The following is an 18,815-nucleotide window of genomic DNA, read 5'->3' as shown; positions in this document are numbered from 1 at the left end:
TTTCTTGCCACTTGCTTTATAGCCACTCCACTTTAGAATTGGTTACTTCCAATTCGGTAATAGATGTAATCATTGCAAGTGCTCTTTGCAATTCTTTTTCTGCTATTATTTTGTCCGAAGAAACGGTTACCATACTTATCTCTGCACGCTGCCATAAATCCTGGAATCCAGTTTCAGATACAGCAAGGTTTAAGCGCTGCCGAAGTCTGTTAACCGCTTTTTGAACAACCGAACGCTTATCTTTTAACGACTGTGCTTCATATATGAAAAACTCAACCGTTAATAATCCGATCATTTTACTTTAATTTCTTCCATAATATAAGCTTCAATGATGTCGCCTTCTTTAATATCATTGAACTTTTCAAGAGTAATACCACATTCGTATCCAGCAGAAACTTCTTTGGCATCATCTTTGAATCGTTTAAGTGCATCAATCTTGCCCTCGTAAGAAACAACACCATCACGGATTAAACGTACTGTGGAATCTCTTGTAATTTTACCTTCTGTAACATAACAGCCAGCGATCGTACCAACTTTTGATACTTTAAAAGTTGTTCTGACTTCAACCTGACCGATAACTTTTTCTTCGAATTCAGGGTCGAGCATACCTTTCATCGCCGATTCGATTTCTTCAATAACGTTGTAGATGATACGGTGAAGACGAACATCAACCTTCTCAGCGTCAGCAGTACGTTTAGCACCTGCATCCGGACGAACGTTAAAACCGATTACGATTGCATTTGAAGCAGATGCAAGCATGATATCATACTCGTTGATCGCTCCAACACCTGAGTGAATGATTTTAACCTTAACACCTTCAACATCGATCTTTTGAAGAGAACCAGCAAGTGCTTCTACAGAACCTTGAACATCACCTTTAATGATGACATTGATATCTTTAATCTCACCTTCTTTAATCTGATTAAAGAGGTCATCAAGGTTAAGTTTAGAAGATTCTTTACGCTGAGCATCCTGTTGTTTCTTGAAACGGGATTCTCCAACTTGGCGAGCTTTTTTCTCATCAGCAAATACCATGAATGGGTCTCCAGCTTGTGGAACATCATTCAATCCTGTAATTTCAACAGGAGTTGAAGGTCCAACAGACTTAACACGGCGGCCAAGATCATTTACCATCGCACGAACACGTCCGTACGTATGTCCAACTACGATTGGATCTCCAACATTTAATGTACCTGACTGCACTAGAAGCGTTGCAACAGAACCACGGCCTTTATCAAGCTGTGCTTCAATTACAGTTCCGGCAGCAGTTCGGTTAGGATTTGCTTTTAATTCTTCTACTTCTGAAACAAGGTTGATCATTTCAAGAAGGTCATCAATTCCGTCACCTTTAATAGCTGAAACGTTAACGAAGATTGTATCTCCGCCCCATGCTTCAGAAACTAGTCCATGTTCAGTAAGTTCCTGCATAACTCGGTCTGGGTTAGCAGCTTCTTTATCCATTTTGTTTACAGCAACGATAATCGGTACTTCAGCGGCTTTTGCATGGTTGATCGCTTCAACAGTCTGCGGCATTACACCATCATCAGCAGCTACAACAAGAATTGTAATATCCGTTACTTGAGCACCGCGTGCACGCATAGTTGTAAACGCAGCATGTCCTGGTGTATCAAGGAATGTAATTTGTTTTCCGTTGTTTGTGATTTGGTATGCACCGATGTGCTGAGTAATACCACCAGCTTCTCCTGCAGTTACTTTCGTGTTTCGGATAGCATCAAGAAGCGTTGTTTTACCATGGTCAACGTGCCCCATGATTGTTACAACCGGCGGACGTACTTGCATATCTTTTTCATCGTCAACGACTTCATAATTTTCGAATTCCGTTTCATCAACGATAATTTCTTCTTCCACTTCAACATCATAATCAGCGGCGATTAGTTCAATCGCTTCTTTATCAAGCTCTTGATTGATCGTTGCCATAATACCAAGACCCATTAGCTTTTTGATGATTTCAGAAGTATCTTTATTTAATTTTTTCGCAAGTTCACCTACTTGAAGAGTATCAGTAAAAGTGATTTTGCTTGGAGTCTCAAGAACCTTCTTTTGAGGAGCTTGCTGCTGGCTGCCTCCGCCTCTGTTTTGTTTATTTCTGTTCTGGTTCTTGTTGTTATTGTTTCGGTTATTGTTATTTCTATTGTTGTTATTCTGGTTTCTGTTGTTGCTGTTTTTAGAATTGTTATTCTTTGCAGCATTCTGGCTATTTGAATTACCTGGCTTCGCCCCTTGAGTTTGCGGGCTTTTTGATTGTGATGAGTTACGATTATCGGTCTCTTTTTTAATTTTCATATTACTCTCTTTTTGAACTTCCTTTTTATTAGATTTGGTGTCGTTACCAGAGTTGTTTCTATTCTTATCTGTTTTAGGGAGTTGATTCTGATTTTTTGGTTTTGCAGGCTGATCTTTTTGTGCTTTTGAATTATAAGCTTCATCTAGCTTTGTTAAAGCAGCCTGATCGATCATAGACATATGATTCGCCACATGGACATCCATTGTTTTAAGCTTTTCGATTATGTCTTTACTTTGAACATTTTTCTGTTTCGCATATTCGTATACGCGTATTTTACTCATATGTTCACCCCCGTGTTAGTGATCAAGAAGTTCCTTTAAACGCTTTGAAAATCCTTGATCATTTACAGCAACTACAACTCGCTGTTCTTTTCCAATTGCTTTGCCTAAAACATTTCGATCTTCTATCCAAAAATAATCGACTTTATAGAAAAGACACTTATCTGTTACCTTTTTCTTCGTGTTCTCAGAAGCATCTTTTGATAATAAAACAATTTTTGCGTTCTGTTTTTGTATGCTTTTTACTACAAGCTCTTCACCAGATATTACTTTTCCGGCCCGAGCCGCTATTCCAAGAAAGTTTTCCCACCGGCTTGTTTTCAAGATGTATGACTTCCTTTTTCAAGCTGTTCGTATAAATCAGCCGGAATTTTCGACTTCAAGTGTGTCTCTAGGATCTTTTTCTTTTTTGCTTGTTCAACACAAACAAGTTCATGGCAAAGATAAGCTCCTCTTCCGGATTTTTTTCCGGTTGAGTCGACAGAGACTTCCCCTTCAGGTGAGCGGACAATACGTGTTAATTCTTTTTTCGCCTTCATTTCTTGGCAGGCTACGCATTTTCTCATTGGAATTTTGCGGGTTTTCATTGTCTCCACCTCGTCTTCTCTTACTCTTCATCCTCGACAGAATCGTTATAGGAAGAATCATTAGTTGAATTCTTAGAGTCATAGACACCTGATTCTACAGCTTCTGATTCACTTTTAATATCAATCTTCCAACCTGTTAATTTTGCAGCAAGACGTGCATTCTGACCACGTTTGCCAATCGCCAGTGACAACTGATAATCAGGTACGATAACCGTAGTCATCTTATCTTCTTCGTTCACTTGTACTTCTAGAACTTTTGCAGGACTTAAAGAGTTTGCAACGTAAACGACAGGATCTTCACTCCAGCGAACAATATCAATCTTCTCGCCGTTAAGTTCTTTAACGATCGTTTGCACACGTGCACCTTTTTGCCCTACACAAGAACCTACAGGGTCAACTTCAGGATCGGCTGCATGAACAGCAATTTTAGAACGGTCTCCCGCTTCACGTGCAATTGATTTAATCTCAACTGTACCATCATAAATCTCAGGCACTTCAAGTTCGAACAATCGTTTTAAAAGTCCAGGGTGAGTACGTGAAACTAAAATTTGAGGTCCTTTTGTCGTTTTCTCAACTTTAGTGATATATACTTTAATGCGGTCATTCGTAGTGTGTGATTCACCTGGCATCTGCTCAGCTGCAGGCAATAATGCTTCAACACGGCCAAGACTTACATACATATACCGATGGTCCTGACGCTGTACGATACCTGTAATAATATCTTCTTCACGATCGATAAACTCAGAGAAAATGATTCCGCGTTCTGCTTCACGTACACGCTGTGTAACAACTTGTTTAGCAGTTTGAGCGGCAATACGTCCAAAATCCTTTGGTGTTACTTCCTCTTCTACAATATCATCTATCTCATAACCAGGGTTGATTGCTTGTGCTTCAGCAACTGAAATCTCTTGACGATCGTCTTCAACCTCAGCAACCACGTTTTTTCTAGAAAATACACGGATACTGCCTGTATCTCTGTTAAAATCCACACGAACATTTTGCGCTTGATGAAAATTGCGTTTATACGCTGAAATAAGGGCTGCTTCAATCGCTTCAATTATTACTTCTTTGCTGATCCCTTTTTCTTTTTCCAATAATGTAAGTGCATCCAAAAGCTCGGTACTCATTTTTTTACTCCCCTCTTCATTAAAAAACAACCGCAAGACGGGCGTTTGCCACTTTTTTATATGGCAGCTCTACCTTCTTGACTTGGGTTTTTACTTTAATCTCCATAAACAGCGTTTCACCGTCAAAGTCTTTTAAAAGTCCTTCATATACTTTTTCACCATTAATAGGCTCATAAAGTTTTATGTTTACATTTTTGCCAATTGCATTTTTAACATCTTCTGGCTTTTTAAGCGGTCTTTCCACTCCTGGAGAAGATACTTCTAAAAAGTAGGGCTGTTCAATCGGATCAAGTTCATCTAACTTTTCACTTAACTGTTCACTGACAGTTCCGCATTCTTCGATATCAACACCGCCGGTTGAGTCGATATAAACACGGAGGAACCAGTTTTTACCCTCTTTAACAAATTCAACGTCAACAAGTTCAAGTCCTAGTTTTTCAACGATTGGGGTTACAAGCTCAGTCGTGAGCTCTGTAATCTTCTGACTCATTGCTGCCCTCCTTCTGGCTGAATGACCTTAAAACGTAACGAAAGAGTGGGGAGCCCCACTCTTTCGCCGACAGTTATTCATTCAACAGTATTTCCAAAAATACTATACCATAACCAATAAAATACTGCAACTTTCTTCCTGCTTAAACCCTTGTGTTAGAAGAGAGAAAGCTGGTTTGCATCGGGCAGTCCTTCCAGACATCCCTGGTCATCTAAATACTCAATAATGGTCTTCGATAATTTTGCACGCTGCTGAAGATCCTCTTTTGAAAGAAACTCCCCATCTTCTCTTGCCTTTACAATATTTAGAGCAGCGTTTGTTCCAAGTCCAGCGATGGAATTGAAAGGCGGAATTAGTGTATCCCCTTCTACTAGAAAATCAGTAGCACTTGAACGATATAAGTCTATCTTTTGGAATGAAAGACCTCTTTCGCACATCTCAAGTGCGAGTTCAAGGACAGTTTGCAGGTTCTTTTCTTTCGTTGAAGCATCCAGACCTTTAGCCGAGATCTCTTCAATTTTGGCACGAAGAGCTTTTGAACCGCGAATCATGGATTCAACGTCAAAGTCGTCAGCTCTTACCGTAAAGTATGCTGCATAGAACCAGATTGGATAATGCACTTTAAAATATGCGATCCGGACAGCCATTAATACGTATGCTGCAGCATGGGCTTTCGGGAACATGTATTTGATCTTCAGACATGAACCGATATACCAGTCAGGTACATCGTTGTTTTTCATTTCTTCAATCCAATCATCAGGAAGACCTTTACCTTTACGGACACTCTCCATAATTTTAAAAGCAAGTGAAGGCTCAAGTCCTTTATAGATAAGGTAGACCATGATATCATCACGGCAGCCGATCACATCTTTTAAGACACATGTGCCATTTGCGATAAGTTCGTTTGCATTATTCAGCCAAACGTCTGTACCATGTGACAATCCGGAGATCTGTACGAGTTCTGAGAAAGTGCTTGGTTTTGTTTCCTCTAACATCTGTCTTACAAACTTAGTACCAAATTCAGGTATTCCCAGCGTTCCTGTTTTGCACATGATCTGTTCGTCGGTTACCCCCAGCACTTCTGGGCCAGAGAAGATCTTCATAACTTCCGGGTCGGAAGCAGGAATTGTTTTAGGATCAATTCCGCTCAAATCTTGAAGCATGCGGATTACCGTCGGATCATCGTGTCCTAATATATCAAGCTTAAGCAAGTTATCATGGATAGAATGAAAATCAAAATGTGTTGTTTTCCATTCAGATGAACTATCATCCGCCGGGAACTGGACTGGACAAAAATCATATATATCCATATAGTCAGGCACTACAATTATTCCGCCCGGATGCTGTCCAGTGGTTCTTTTTACACCAGTGCATCCTGACACTAAACGATCTACTTCTGCCGATCGGATTGTGAGGTTATTGTCACTTGCATAGCCTTTTACATAGCCATATGCTGTTTTTTCCGCAACAGTTCCAATCGTACCTGCACGATATACATAATCTACACCGAAAAGCTCTTTCGTATAATTATGTGCTCTCGGCTGATATTCTCCTGAGAAGTTCAAGTCGATATCAGGTACTTTATCCCCCTTAAAACCAAGGAATGTTTCAAAGGGAATGTCTTGTCCGTCTTTAATATATAGAACATTACATTTCGGACATTCTTTATCTGGCAGGTCGAACCCTGAACCGACTGATCCATCGTTAAAGAAATGCGACTCTTTGCAGCTTGGGCAAACATAGTGCGGCGGCAGAGGATTAACTTCTGTAATTTCAGTCATAGTGGCAACAAATGAAGATCCTACTGATCCACGTGATCCTACAAGATATCCGTCAATCAAAGACTTTTTAACAAGTTTATGCGAGATTAAGTAGATAACCGCAAAGCCATGACCGATGATGCTTGTAAGTTCTTTTTCGAGCCTCTTCTCTACTAGTTCAGGGAGGTTTTCTCCGTAGATGCTTCTCGCACGGTTATAACTCATTGACCGGACTTCTTCATCTGCTCCTTCAATCTTCGGAGTATATAGGTCATCTGGAATCGGTTTGATTTCATCTACTGAATCTGCTATCTGTCTTGTGTTGTGACACACTACTTTTTCTGCAGTCTCCACACCCAAAAAGGAAAACAAATTCAGCATTTCATCTGTCGTTCTAAAGTGAACTTCAGGAAGTGTCTGTCTGTTCAGCGGGTTGGCTCCGCCTTGAGATGATATTAAGATTTTCCTGTATATCGCATCTTCTGGATTTAAATAATGCACATTGCCTGTAGCAACCACCGGCTTATCTAATTTCTCACCGAGCTGTACGATATTTGAGAGGATCTCTCTCAGGTTCATCTCATCAGATACAAGCTCTCTTTCGATCAGATGATAATAATTGCTTGGCGGCTGAATTTCTAAGTAATCATAAAAAGAAGCAATCTTTTCTACTTCCTCTATCGGTTTTTGCATCATGCCCTCAAAAACTTCCCCTTTATCACATGCGGAACCTACTAAGATCCCTTCCCGAAGCTTGCTTAAACGGGAACGGGGTATACGCGGTGTTCTGTAGAAATACGATAGATGAGACTCTGAAACTAGTTTATATAAGTTCTTCAAACCCTCTTGAGTAGCAGCAAGAAGCGTGCAATGAAAAGGACGTGAACGCTGAAAACCACCTTGTCCCATATTATCGTTCAGCCTGTCATGATAAAAGATCTCTTTTTCAAAGGTTTCTTTAAGAAGCTTCCATAATAGATAGCCAGTTGCTTCCGCATCATAGATGGCACGGTGATGCTGTGTCAGTTCAATATCGAACCTTTTACAGAGTGTGTTCAATCTATGATTCTTTAACTGAGGCAGCAAGAATCTCGCAAGTTCCAGTGTATCAATAACAGGGTTCTTTGCTTCTCCTAAACCGATCTTTCGCAAACCTTCATTCAAGAACCCCATATCGAAGCTCGCATTATGCGCAACAAGAATGTCGTCACCCATAAATGCATGAAAATCACGAAGAACTTCTTCGATCTCAGGAGCATTCTCCACCATGTCATCGGTAATACCTGTTAATTCAATAGTAGTTTGTGACAGAGATTCATGCGGATTGGCGAAAGCCTCAAATCTGTCAACGATCTCTCCGCCTCTAATCTTAACTGCTGCAAGTTCTATGATTTTATTATAAACGGCTGAAAGACCCGTTGTTTCCACGTCAAAAACGACATATGTTTCTTCAGACAGCTTTCTAGGAGCTTCATTATAAGCAATCGGTACTCCATCATCTACTAGATTCGCTTCGAGCCCGTACAATATTTTAATTCCGTTTTTCTTCCCTGCACTATATGCTTCAGGGAAAGACTGTACACCTGCATGGTCAGTAATGGCAATCGCCGGATGCCCCCACTTCTTAGCTTGCCCAACCAGCGCTGACACTGAGGAGACTGCATCCATTTGACTCATCGGTGTATGCAAATGTAGTTCTACACGCTTTTTATCTTCTTCAGCTAGATCTTTTCTTGTTTCAGGTTTTATCTCATTAATATCGTTTGCGATCATTACCAGATCTCGGACAAACGTATCATTTTGAATGCCTCCGCGAACCTTCAGCCACATTCCCTTTTGAATGCCCTGCAGAATCGGAATATCTTCTTTATCACGTGAGAAAATCTTAATAAGCAGAGAATCTGTGTAATCTGTGATTTTAAAAGTTAATAATGTTCTTCCGCTGCGAAGTTCTCTTGTTTCAGAATGAAAAACGTATCCCTGAATCGTGATCCTTCGTTCTTCATCTTGTATTGTCTGAATCGGAACTGGTTCATCCTTGATCGAATAGCCGATCATAATGTCAGTTCTGGCAGCTGGCGCATCGGCTCTTTTAGCCGCTTTTTCTTTTTCTACAAGAGCTTCCATAATTTTATGTTCGTCTTCTTGTTTCTTTTGTTCAATAAACCTCTGATAATCTTCTTCAGAGTGATTAATTTCGGTTTTTAAAAGTACAGAATGAAATCCAAACTGCTGGTACATATCTTTTATGATTGGAGATAATTTTCGTTGTACAAGTGCCGCTTCTGCATCATTTCTTACAGTTAGACATAAAAAATTACCTTCCGCTGAAGGCTCTTGTGTTGAAAGCATACTTCCAAGACTCGGACCTGCTGTATTTAAGAGCTGTTCTTTGCACAAAGGCCAATAAGCAAGCAATTCTTCAGACTGGAAGCTTTCTGCACATTTTATGGAAAAAGAAACTTTTGCAATATGTTCAAATGTTTGCCGTAAACTCGAACTGAACCATGCATAACTTTCAGACGATAAAGGACGTTTTATTCCTATTAAAAAATGCCAGCTTCTATTTACTTTATCAATGGTTAGTTTTTCAATCGTTCCACCTGAAAAGCCAGTTTTCATCTCATCAGGAATTCCAAGTTGTTCTAAAAGAAGCGACAGACGTTCTTGCCTGATTTGCTGATCATTACCGCTCATAAGAACCTCCTTTTTAAGGGGTTTATTTCAATAGGCTGCTTTTTAAAAGATGTTTTTTAAGTGCTTCATTGACAAGTTGATTGGAGCGCAAGGTGCGAGACTCCTGCGGGATCAGCGGGACAGGTGAGACTCCTAATGGCGCAAAGCGCCGAGGAGGCTCACCGCACGCCCCGCGGAAAGCGAGCATCCTGGAGCGGAAATCAACACTTTCTAATACCAACAAAGTTTGCAAAAACAGCCTTCATTTTTAAATAGTAAAGGCACCTCATAAAAAGAGGCACCTAGATTTTATCAAACAAGTTTATCCCATTCACGTTTTAAGACACTCTTAAGTTCTGATACAGGGACTTCATAGGATTCACCGCTCTTGCGGATTTTCACTTCAACGATACCTTCGCCGGCCTTCTTGCCTACCATAACACGAATAGGTAAACCAATTAAATCACTGTCGGTAAATTTAACACCGGCACGTTCAGGACGATCATCATATAAACAATCGTACCCTTCACTTTTCAGCTGTTCATACAATTCATCAGAAAGAGCAGACTGTTCAGCATTTTTGCTGTTGACTGCAATTAAGTGAACTTCGAATGGTGTTAACGATAACGGCCAAATTAAGCCATTTTCATCGTTATTTTCTTCTGCCACAGCAGCTAATGTTCTGGATACTCCGATACCATAGCAGCCCATTGACATAATCTGATTCTTTCCGTTTTCGTCTAAGTATTGTGCTTTCATAGGTTCACTATAAACTTTTCCGAGTTTGAATACATGACCTACTTCAATACCTTTTGCAAAAATAATCGTACCTTTTCCATCTGGAGAAAGGTCTCCTTCAACTACAAAGCGAAGGTCTGCTGTTTGATCGATCTTAAAGTCTCTGTCTGCATTGACATTCACGAAATGATAGCCTTCTTCATTAGCACCGCATACAGCATTAGCCATCAGAGGAACAGCTTGATCGGCAATTACTTTCACGTCTGAAACTGAAACTGGGCCGATTGAACCTGGTTTAGTATTAAGCCACTTGACCGCGTCTTCTTCACTTGCCATCACTATTTCAGAAGCTGATAATTCATTTTTCAATTTAATCTCATTTACTTCATGATCACCGCGTACCAAGACAAGTACAGGTTCCCCATCTGCCATATACAGCAGGGATTTAATGATCTTTGAAGCAGGGACATTTAAGAATACTGAAACATCATCTATATTCTTGGCAGTCTGTGTTTCTACTTTTTCAAGTTCTAACGGACTTTCCGAAGAAGCTTCTTCCTTTAATACTACAGGAGCCATTTCAATGTTAGCAGCAAAATCTGACTCAGTAGAATAGGCAATTAAATCTTCACCAATTTCAGATAAAACCATGAATTCATGATTATCTTTGCCGCCGATGGCACCTGAGTCTGCCAAAACGGCACGGAAGTTTAAGCCGCAGCGGCTGAAAATAGCAGAATAAGCGTCTTTCATCGTTTCATAAGTTTCATCCAAGCTTTCTTGTTTATCATGGAAAGAATAAGCATCTTTCATGATAAACTCACGGCCGCGCAGCAGTCCAAAACGAGGACGTTTTTCGTCTCTGAATTTAGTTTGAATCTGATATAGATTCAATGGAAGCTTTTTATATGATTTAACCTCGTCACGAATAATGCTTGTAATTACTTCTTCATGAGTAGCTCCAAGCGCAAAATCCCGATCGTGGCGATCTTTCAATCTCATCAGTTCTGGTCCGTAGCTGTACCATCTGCCGCTTTCGTGCCATAGCTCTGCTAGCTGAAGCGCAGGCATCATCATTTCCTGAGAACCGGCACGGTTCATTTCCTCACGTACAATGTTTTCTATTTTATGAAGTACTTTTTTCCCCAGAGGCAAGAATGAATAGATTCCTGCTGCATTTTGTCTGATAAACCCTGCTCTCAAAAGCAGCTGATGACTCTTTACATCTGCATCTGCTGGCACTTCTCTTAGTGTCGGCATAAACAACTGGCTTTGTCTCATATTCTCTACTCCTCAAAAAATCCCAAATTAACTAAGAAATATTTTTTGTATATCATTCCATGTTACTACAAGCATCAACAGCATTAAGAAAGCAAATCCGATAAAGTGGACCAATCCTTCTTTTTGAGGATCGATCGGCTTCCCTCTAAGTGCTTCAACACCTAAGAACAGAAGTCTTCCTCCGTCCAATGCCGGCAAAGGCAGAAGGTTAAAAATACCCAAGTTGATACTTAATATGGCAGCCCATTGCAGCAGCATATACACACCGGCTTTTGCTGCTTGATCCGTATACTCATAAATACCAAGCGGTCCAGAAAGTTGATCAATACCATGCTGACCGGTAACAAGCTGTCCGATCCCGGTAAAGATCGCCGTAGTCATAAACCATGTTTGTTTAGCACCATATTCAAGTGATCCCACAAATGAAGATTCAGTAAATGGGTGTGCTCCAATAAATCCTTCATTCTTGTTATCAGGTCCCTTTCTAGAACCTAAAGTTACCGGAACAACTTTTTCTTCTCCTCCACGATTAATCGTGAACATCAATTTTTCTCCAGGATTTTGCTGAATAACAGAAACAAGTTCTTTCCAGTCATCCATTTTTTCACCTTGGATGGCTACAATTTTGTCTCCCTCAACTAACCCTGATTTATCTGCAGCAGCGCCCTCCTGAAGTGTTCCAAGTCTTGATTCATTCGTAGGAATACCCTGTATGAGGGAAAATGCAACAAGAATAATGAACGCAAGCAAGAAGTTCATCGCAGGACCTGCAAAGATCGCAAGCGTTCTTTGCATAATTGTTTTAGAACCAAATTGACGATTATAAGGAGCAATCTGCATTTCTTGATGATCTGCTACAAACAGGGCATCTTCTTTAACCTTATAAGTAGCCGTTCCGGACTCTTCGTTCTCAAATCCTGTTAAGTATAATTCACGCTCTAGATCTGCTTTTTCAATCGTAATCGTTTTTTGCACCGGATATTTTTCACGGTGATTAACAATGATCTTTTCTACTACATTTGCATTGTTAAAAATTAAACCAACTCTGTGACCTGCCTTCAATTCGATGCCTTCAGGGTCTTCACCAGCCATTCGTACAAATCCTCCAAGAGGCAATAGACGAATCGTATAAACTGTTTCCCCTTTTTTAAAGGCAAACACTTTCGGGCCAAATCCTATTGCAAATTCCCGGCACAAAATACCAGCTCTTTTTGCCAGCAAAAGATGTCCTAGTTCATGAAAGAATATTAAAGCCCCTAAAATGATGATAATGGCTATCACAGTGTTCATTTCCATTACCTGCCTTTGTTTAGTAGTGACTCAACAAAATACCGAGTCCTTTTATCCGTTTCTTGTATAGCATCCAATTCAGGCTGGTTCATATTTTCAGCCTGCAGCATAGCACGTTCAATCATTTCCTCAATGTCGAGGAATGATATTTTTCCATCTAAAAATAATTCCACTGCTTTTTCATTTGCAGCATTTAATACAGTTGGCATTAAGCCGCCAATGTTTCCTGCTTCAAATGCTAATTTCAAGCATCTGAAACGGTCATAATCCATCTTCTGAAAATGGAGCTTGCCGGCTTCCCATAAGTTTAACCTTTTCCCATTTACTAATTCAAGTCTTTCAGGGTGTGTAAGAGCATACTGGATCGGCACACGCATATCAGGTTGTCCAAGATGTGCAATTACGCTTGTATCAACAAACTCTACCATAGAGTGTATGATACTTTCCTTATGTAAAATGACGTCTATTTTCGAATAATCAAATGAAAATAGCCAATGAGCTTCAATTACTTCCAGCCCTTTGTTCATCATTGTCGCTGAATCAATGGTAATCTTTGCTCCCATCGACCAGTTAGGATGATTCAAAGCGTCTTTGACGGTAACGTTTTTCAACTCATCACGCGTCCTATCTCTAAAACTCCCGCCAGATGCCGTTAAGATCAGTTTTTCCACGCGATTTCTATCTTCACCGTTTAGACACTGGTAAATAGCTGAATGTTCTGAGTCTACAGGCAAAATGTCAACATTGTGCTTTTTAGCTTTTTCCATTACAAGATGTCCAGCAGTAACGAGCGTCTCCTTATTCGCTAAAGCTATCGTCTTATTTGCCTCGATGGCTTTTAATGTGGGAAGTAATCCGACACTGCCTATAACAGAGTTAACGACTACAGATGATTCAGTAGAAACCGCCGCTTCTATAAGTCCTTCCATCCCAGAAACAATCTTTGTAGACGTTTCAACTTGCGACCTGAGTACCTGGGCATCAGATTCGTTCTGTACGGCACATATTTCAGGTTTGAATTCCCGGATGATCTCTTCTGCTGCATCAATATTTTTACCGACTGACATCGAACTTAATCGAAATTGTTCTGGATGGGATGCAATAACATCAAGAGTCTGTTTACCGATTGATCCTGTTGCACCTAATAAACTTACAAACTTCATATGATCCCCCTTCGTTTTATCCGAACAAGTGGAGTACGTGCAGCAAAGGGAATACAAACAACGCACTGTCCAGTCTGTCCAAGATTCCCCCATGTCCTGGCAGAAGGCTGCCTGAATCTTTCACATCATAAATTCTTTTAAACGCAGATTCAGCCAAGTCTCCAATCTGACCAAAGACTCCAACTAACACAGAAATAATAAGTATCGGTAAAAGTGACAGATCAACAAAACTTGCAGCATAGTAGATTACTGCAACTAAAATACTGAAGAATATACCGCCAACTGCCCCTTCTATCGTTTTGTTTGGTGAGATAATAGGCCACAGCTTTCTTTTCCCCATAGATTTTCCAACGAAATAAGCACCAGAATCGGTTGCCCAAATCATAAATAAAACAAAGAATAAAAGCTGAACACCATTTTCTAATATTCTAGTTTCAACTAAATAGAAGAATCCAAATCCTACATAAAGTGAACTGAACAAAACGAATGAAATATCATTATATTCCGTTTTATTCTTATGGACGACCGTTACAACTAATAGTAATAGTACTGCAAGTATAATTGCATCTGTTTTAGTAAAGGGGTCAATCACTTTCATCCATTGTTCGGGCAAAGCAATTAAGATAGTCAATAAATAGCCGACCAACCCGATAAATGTCTGTTCCATTCTCTTCATCCGAAGCAGTTCGTACATACCGATTCCTGCAAGTAAAAGGATTAATAATGAAAATGGCCAGCTGCCGTAAAGGGTAATCCCAATAAATAAAACGGCTGCGATTACACCTGTAATAATCCGTTGTTTCATAAGTCCTCCTTAATCAAACCCCGCCAAATCTTCTGCCCCGCTGGGCAAACTGTGACACAGCTTCTCGTAAATGATCTTCTGAAAAATCAGGCCAATAAACCTCAGTAAACCAGAATTCTGAATAAGCCAGCTGCCAAAGCATAAAATTGCTTAAGCGTACTTCACCGCTCGTACGGATTAGAAGATCCGGATCACTAAGCCCTTGTGTCATTAGATGATTTTCAATAGTAGATTCATTAATTTGAGAGGGATCAAGCGTTCCATTTTTAATATCCGTCCCTATCGCTTTGACGGCAGCGGTGATTTCATCTCTGCTTCCATAATTTAAAGCAAAGTTCAAAATCAGCCCTGTATTATTTTCGGTTTGGCTGATTGCTTGATCGACTGCCTTTACAGTATGTATTGGCAGCAGTTCTTTTTTACCCATTATTCTCACTTGGACATTCTCTTTAATCAAATCTGGCAAAAACGTGTTCAGAAATTCACCGGGAAGCTTCATAAGGAAGTCAACTTCCTCACGAGGTCTTTTCCAGTTCTCGGTTGAAAAAGCATATAGAGTAAGAACTTTTATTCCGATTCTATTCGCTTCTTTTACTATTTTCCTGACGGTTTTCATGCCTTCATGATGGCCTGCGATCCGCGGCAATGCTCTTTTTCTAGCCCAGCGGCCATTTCCATCCATAATTATTGCTACATGTGATGGAATATTATCGTCAAGATCCCATTTCTGTTCATGACTTTTTTTTCTAAAGAAAAGCTTGTCAAGCATGTATAAGCCTCCATCTTTCCAGACTTCATAAAGAAACCAGCGGCTATTATAATAATGCATTCAGCCGGTCAGGATCTCTTTTATTGCTGAAATCAACAATTAGCCAGGAATCCGTAGTTCCTGCGGCAGCGTTGATATTGTCTAATAAAAAAGCCCCCTTTATAGAGGGCTTTTTTTATTTAATTGTACATGGAAAAGCTTTATACTTCCATGATTTCTTTTTCTTTATTTGAACTTACAGAGTCAACCTCAGCCGTAAACTTGTCAGTAAGCTTTTGAACGTCATCGTTGTAGCGGCGAAGTTCATCTTCAGTGATTTCAGCTTCTTTTTCAAGCTTCTTCAAATCATCGTTCGCATCACGGCGAATATTGCGGAGTGCCACTTTTGCTTCTTCTGCAAATTTCTTAACTAATTTAACTAATTCTTTTCTTCTTTCTTCAGTAAGCGCCGGAATAGCGATACGAATCACTTGACCATCGTTTGAAGGAGTAAGACCTAGATCAGACTTCAAAATCGCCTTTTCGATATCACCCATTGCCGTTTTATCATAAGGCTGGATAACTAAAAGTCTTGCTTCTGGAGTAGTTACACCCGCTAATTGATTGATTGGAGTTGGTGTTCCATAATAATCAACCTGCACTCTGTCTAATAATGAAGGATTTGCTCTTCCTGCACGAAGAGTAGAGTATTCACGTCTTAGTGCTCCGATTGCTTTTTGCATCTTTTCTTCAGCTTGAGTTAAAACTTCTTTAGCCATTTAGTTTTTCCCCCTTATAACCGTTCCAATTTTTTCACCTGCGACAGCACGCTTAATATTTCCTTCTTCCATGATCGAGAAGACAACTAAAGGAATATCATTGTCCATACATAAAGAAGAAGCTGTTGTATCCATCACGGCTAATCCGTCTTTTAACAGGTCAAGATATGATAACGTTGTATATTTAACCGCATTTTCATCCAGTTTTGGATCAGCTGAATAAACACCATCAACATTATTCTTAGCCATCAAAATAACTTCCGCTTCGATCTCAGCCGCTCTAAGTGCTGCTGTAGTATCTGTAGAGAAATAAGGATTACCCGTTCCTGCAGCAAAAATAACTACTCGCTTTTTTTCAAGGTGACGAATGGCTTTTCTTCTGATATAAGGTTCTGCAACCTGTCGCATTTCAATAGATGTTTGTACTCTTGTTTGAACCCCGATATTTTCAAGACTGTCTTGAAGAGCCAATGAATTCATCACAGTAGCAAGCATGCCCATGTAATCTGCAGACGCACGATCCATACCCATCTCGCTGCCTGTTTTACCGCGCCATAGGTTTCCACCGCCTACAACAACAGCAACTTCTACATCTAATTCTACAATTTCTTTCACTTGCTCAGCTATGGATTGAACAATTTTTGGATCGATTCCAGATGTTTGTTCACCAGCTAGCGCTTCTCCGCTAAGTTTCAAGACAACTCGTTTATATTTTGAAGTAGTCATTTGTCCCTCCATCACCTAAAAAAATGTATTTAATTAAGGCTGTAATTTTCGTACTCTTTGTTGCTTTTGAAAGTGGTTGATTTCCGTTTCAGGCGCTCGCTTTCCGCGGGGCGTACGGTGAGCCACTTGCCGCTTTGCGCCTTAAAGTGTCTCACCTGACCGCTCGTCCCGCAGGAGTCTCGCACCTTACACTTCAATCAACCAATAAATGAAGTCTTTTAAAGTAATGATTAAAAGCAACAAATCTCTTTAGAATAGATAAAACCTTAATTATCCAAGGTTATTTCTGTAAAAAAAGAGGAACACAACGTGCTCCCCTCTTTTTAATCATTGTGCTTACTTTTTCACTTGAGACATTACTTCTTCAGCGAAGTTGTCTTCACGCTTTTCAAGACCTTCTCCAACTTCAAAACGTACGAAGGCTTTAACAGTAGCACCTTTGGAAGCTACATATTTACCTACTTTTTGGTCTGGATCTTTAATGAAAGACTGGTCGTTTAAGCAAATATCTTCGAAGTATTTTCCAAGACGTCCTTCAACCATTTTAGCAACGATGTTTTCAGGCTTGCCTTCGTTAAGTGCTTGTTCAGTTAACACTTTACGCTCGCGTGCTACTTCTTCTTCACTAACTTCGTCACGAGAGATATACTTAGGGTTTACTGCTGCTACGTGCATAGACACATCTTTAGCAACTTCCTCTTCCGTAGTGCCTTCAACAACTGAAAGTACTCCAATGCGTCCACCCATGTGAAGGTATGCACCGAATGCAGCATTCTCGTCTTTTTTCAAGATTTCGAAGCGACGGAGTGTAAGTTTTTCTCCAATTTTCGCAATTGCAGCGTTGATATAATCATTAACTGTAGTTCCGTTAAACTCAGAAGCCAATGCATCTTCAACAGAAGCAGGCTCAGTAGCCAACAAGTGGTTACCTAGTTCAGCGATTAAGTTTTTGAAGTTTTCGTTTTTCGCAACGAAATCTGTTTCAGAGTTCACTTCAAGGATAACTGCTTTGTTACCGTCAACGATTACTGAAGTTAAACCTTCAGCAGCGATACGGTCAGCTTTTTTAGCAGCTTTCGCGATCCCTTTTTCACGAAGGTAGTCGATTGCTGCCTCCATGTTTCCGTCTGTTTCAGTTAGTGCTTTTTTACAATCCATCATACCTGCGCCAGTTTTTTCACGCAATTCTTTAACCATTTGAGCTGTAATAGCCATGTGTTTTGCCTCCTTGTGTAATATGTAATAACTTTACATAAAAAAGGTGATAAAGGGTCATCCCCTCTACCACCCTTGAGCATTCCATTTAGTTAATTAAGCAGTTGTTTCTTCTTCAGCTGCTTCTGCTGTTTCTTCTCCGCCTTGGTTAGCTTCGATGATAGCATCAGCCATTTTTCCAGTTAGAAGTTTAACTGCACGGATAGCATCGTCGTTACCAGGGATAACGTGATCTACTTCATCCGGGTCACAGTTAGTATCAACAATAGCGATGATCGGAATGTTTAATTTACGAGCTTCAGCAATCGCAATACGCTCTTTACGAGGGTCAACTACGAATAATGCATCAGGAAGCTTGTTCATTTCTTTAATTCCGCCTAGGAACTTTTCAAGACGTTCCATTTCTTTTTTAAGAAGGATTACTTCTTTCTTAGGAAGAACATCGAAAGTACCGTCTTCCTGCATTTTTTCAAGATCCTTTAAACGGTTGATACGCTTGCGGATCGTACCGAAGTTTGTTAATGTTCCACCCAACCAGCGCTGGTTGATGTAGTACATGTCAGAACGTTCAGCTTCTTCTTTTACTGAATCTTGAGCTTGCTTTTTAGTACCAACGAAAAGAATCTTTCCGCCGTCTGCTGCGATGTTACGCATAACATTGTAGCATTCTTCTACTTTCTTTACCGTCTTTTGAAGATCGATAATGTAGATACCGTTTCTTTCTGTGAAAATGTAACGAGACATTTTCGGATTCCAACGGCGAGTCTGATGACCAAAGTGTACACCAGCTTCTAACAATTGTTTCATTGAAATTACTGCCATAATGGCACCTCCTAGGTTTTTTCCT

The 18,815-nt window shown here is 40.1% G+C and carries 16 protein-coding genes; all 16 read right to left on the bottom strand.

Features of this window, described 5'->3' with window-relative positions; translation table 11 throughout:
- Positions 1–16: 16 nt before the first annotated feature.
- The 16 genes from ABE41_RS09925 to rpsB all read right to left on the bottom strand — a co-directional run bounded on the left by ABE41_RS09925 (position 17) and on the right by rpsB (position 18,790).
- Positions 17–295 (bottom strand): DUF503 domain-containing protein, encoded by a 279-nt coding sequence (locus tag ABE41_RS09925; protein WP_066289535.1) that lies wholly within the window; start codon positions 293–295, stop codon positions 17–19.
- Positions 292–2,586, bottom strand: a complete 2,295-nt coding sequence (gene infB / locus ABE41_RS09920) for a translation initiation factor IF-2 (protein WP_066289533.1) — start codon at positions 2,584–2,586, stop codon at positions 292–294. Before infB ends, ABE41_RS09925 begins: the two co-directional genes overlap by 4 nt.
- 15 nt (positions 2,587–2,601) lie before the next feature.
- On the bottom strand, positions 2,602–2,907 hold the full coding sequence (locus ABE41_RS09915) for a YlxQ family RNA-binding protein (RefSeq protein WP_066289530.1): 306 nt from the start codon (positions 2,905–2,907) through the stop codon (positions 2,602–2,604).
- Positions 2,904–3,170: an RNase P modulator RnpM gene (gene rnpM, locus ABE41_RS09910; protein ID WP_066289528.1), complete on the bottom strand. Its 267-nt coding sequence runs from the start codon at positions 3,168–3,170 to the stop codon at positions 2,904–2,906. Before rnpM ends, ABE41_RS09915 begins: the two co-directional genes overlap by 4 nt.
- Before the next feature lie 20 nt (positions 3,171–3,190).
- Positions 3,191–4,297, bottom strand: a complete 1,107-nt coding sequence (nusA, locus tag ABE41_RS09905; RefSeq protein WP_066289525.1) for a transcription termination factor NusA — start codon at positions 4,295–4,297, stop codon at positions 3,191–3,193.
- 19 nt (positions 4,298–4,316) lie between these two features.
- Complete coding sequence (gene rimP / locus ABE41_RS09900) at positions 4,317–4,787, bottom strand: ribosome maturation factor RimP (protein ID WP_066289524.1); 471 nt, start codon at positions 4,785–4,787, stop codon at positions 4,317–4,319.
- A gap of 155 nt (positions 4,788–4,942) precedes the next feature.
- Positions 4,943–9,244, bottom strand: coding sequence for a PolC-type DNA polymerase III (locus tag ABE41_RS09895; protein ID WP_066289521.1), 4,302 nt, complete (start codon positions 9,242–9,244; stop codon positions 4,943–4,945).
- 291 nt (positions 9,245–9,535) lie between these two features.
- Complete coding sequence (locus ABE41_RS09890; protein ID WP_066289519.1) at positions 9,536–11,242, bottom strand: proline--tRNA ligase; 1,707 nt, start codon at positions 11,240–11,242, stop codon at positions 9,536–9,538.
- A gap of 27 nt (positions 11,243–11,269) precedes the next feature.
- The gene (gene rseP, locus ABE41_RS09885; protein ID WP_066289517.1) at positions 11,270–12,532 is read right to left on the bottom strand and encodes an RIP metalloprotease RseP; all 1,263 of its coding nucleotides are present in this window, start codon (positions 12,530–12,532) and stop codon (positions 11,270–11,272) included.
- A 5-nt stretch (positions 12,533–12,537) separates the two neighbouring features.
- Positions 12,538–13,695, bottom strand: a complete 1,158-nt coding sequence (dxr, locus tag ABE41_RS09880; RefSeq protein WP_066289515.1) for a 1-deoxy-D-xylulose-5-phosphate reductoisomerase — start codon at positions 13,693–13,695, stop codon at positions 12,538–12,540.
- A gap of 16 nt (positions 13,696–13,711) precedes the next feature.
- Positions 13,712–14,500, bottom strand: coding sequence for a phosphatidate cytidylyltransferase (locus ABE41_RS09875; RefSeq protein ID WP_066289508.1), 789 nt, complete (start codon positions 14,498–14,500; stop codon positions 13,712–13,714).
- Positions 14,501–14,513: 13 nt separating this feature from the next.
- Positions 14,514–15,269 (bottom strand): undecaprenyl pyrophosphate synthase, encoded by a 756-nt coding sequence (locus ABE41_RS09870; RefSeq protein ID WP_066289505.1) that lies wholly within the window; start codon positions 15,267–15,269, stop codon positions 14,514–14,516.
- A gap of 200 nt (positions 15,270–15,469) precedes the next feature.
- Positions 15,470–16,027, bottom strand: coding sequence for a ribosome recycling factor (gene frr / locus ABE41_RS09865; protein ID WP_066289503.1), 558 nt, complete (start codon positions 16,025–16,027; stop codon positions 15,470–15,472).
- On the bottom strand, positions 16,028–16,753 hold the full coding sequence (pyrH, locus tag ABE41_RS09860) for a UMP kinase (protein ID WP_066240860.1): 726 nt from the start codon (positions 16,751–16,753) through the stop codon (positions 16,028–16,030).
- 336 nt (positions 16,754–17,089) lie between these two features.
- Entirely contained in the window at positions 17,090–17,968 is an 879-nt protein-coding gene (gene tsf / locus ABE41_RS09855) for a translation elongation factor Ts (RefSeq protein WP_066289501.1), read from the bottom strand.
- 96 nt (positions 17,969–18,064) lie between these two features.
- Entirely contained in the window at positions 18,065–18,790 is a 726-nt protein-coding gene (gene rpsB, locus ABE41_RS09850) for a 30S ribosomal protein S2 (RefSeq protein ID WP_066294767.1), read from the bottom strand.
- Positions 18,791–18,815: the final 25 nt, after the last annotated feature.

The organism is Fictibacillus arsenicus, from assembly GCF_001642935.1.
GTDB lineage: Bacteria > Bacillota > Bacilli > Bacillales > Fictibacillaceae > Fictibacillus > Fictibacillus arsenicus_B.
This window is presented reverse-complemented; position numbering and strand designations above follow the sequence as displayed.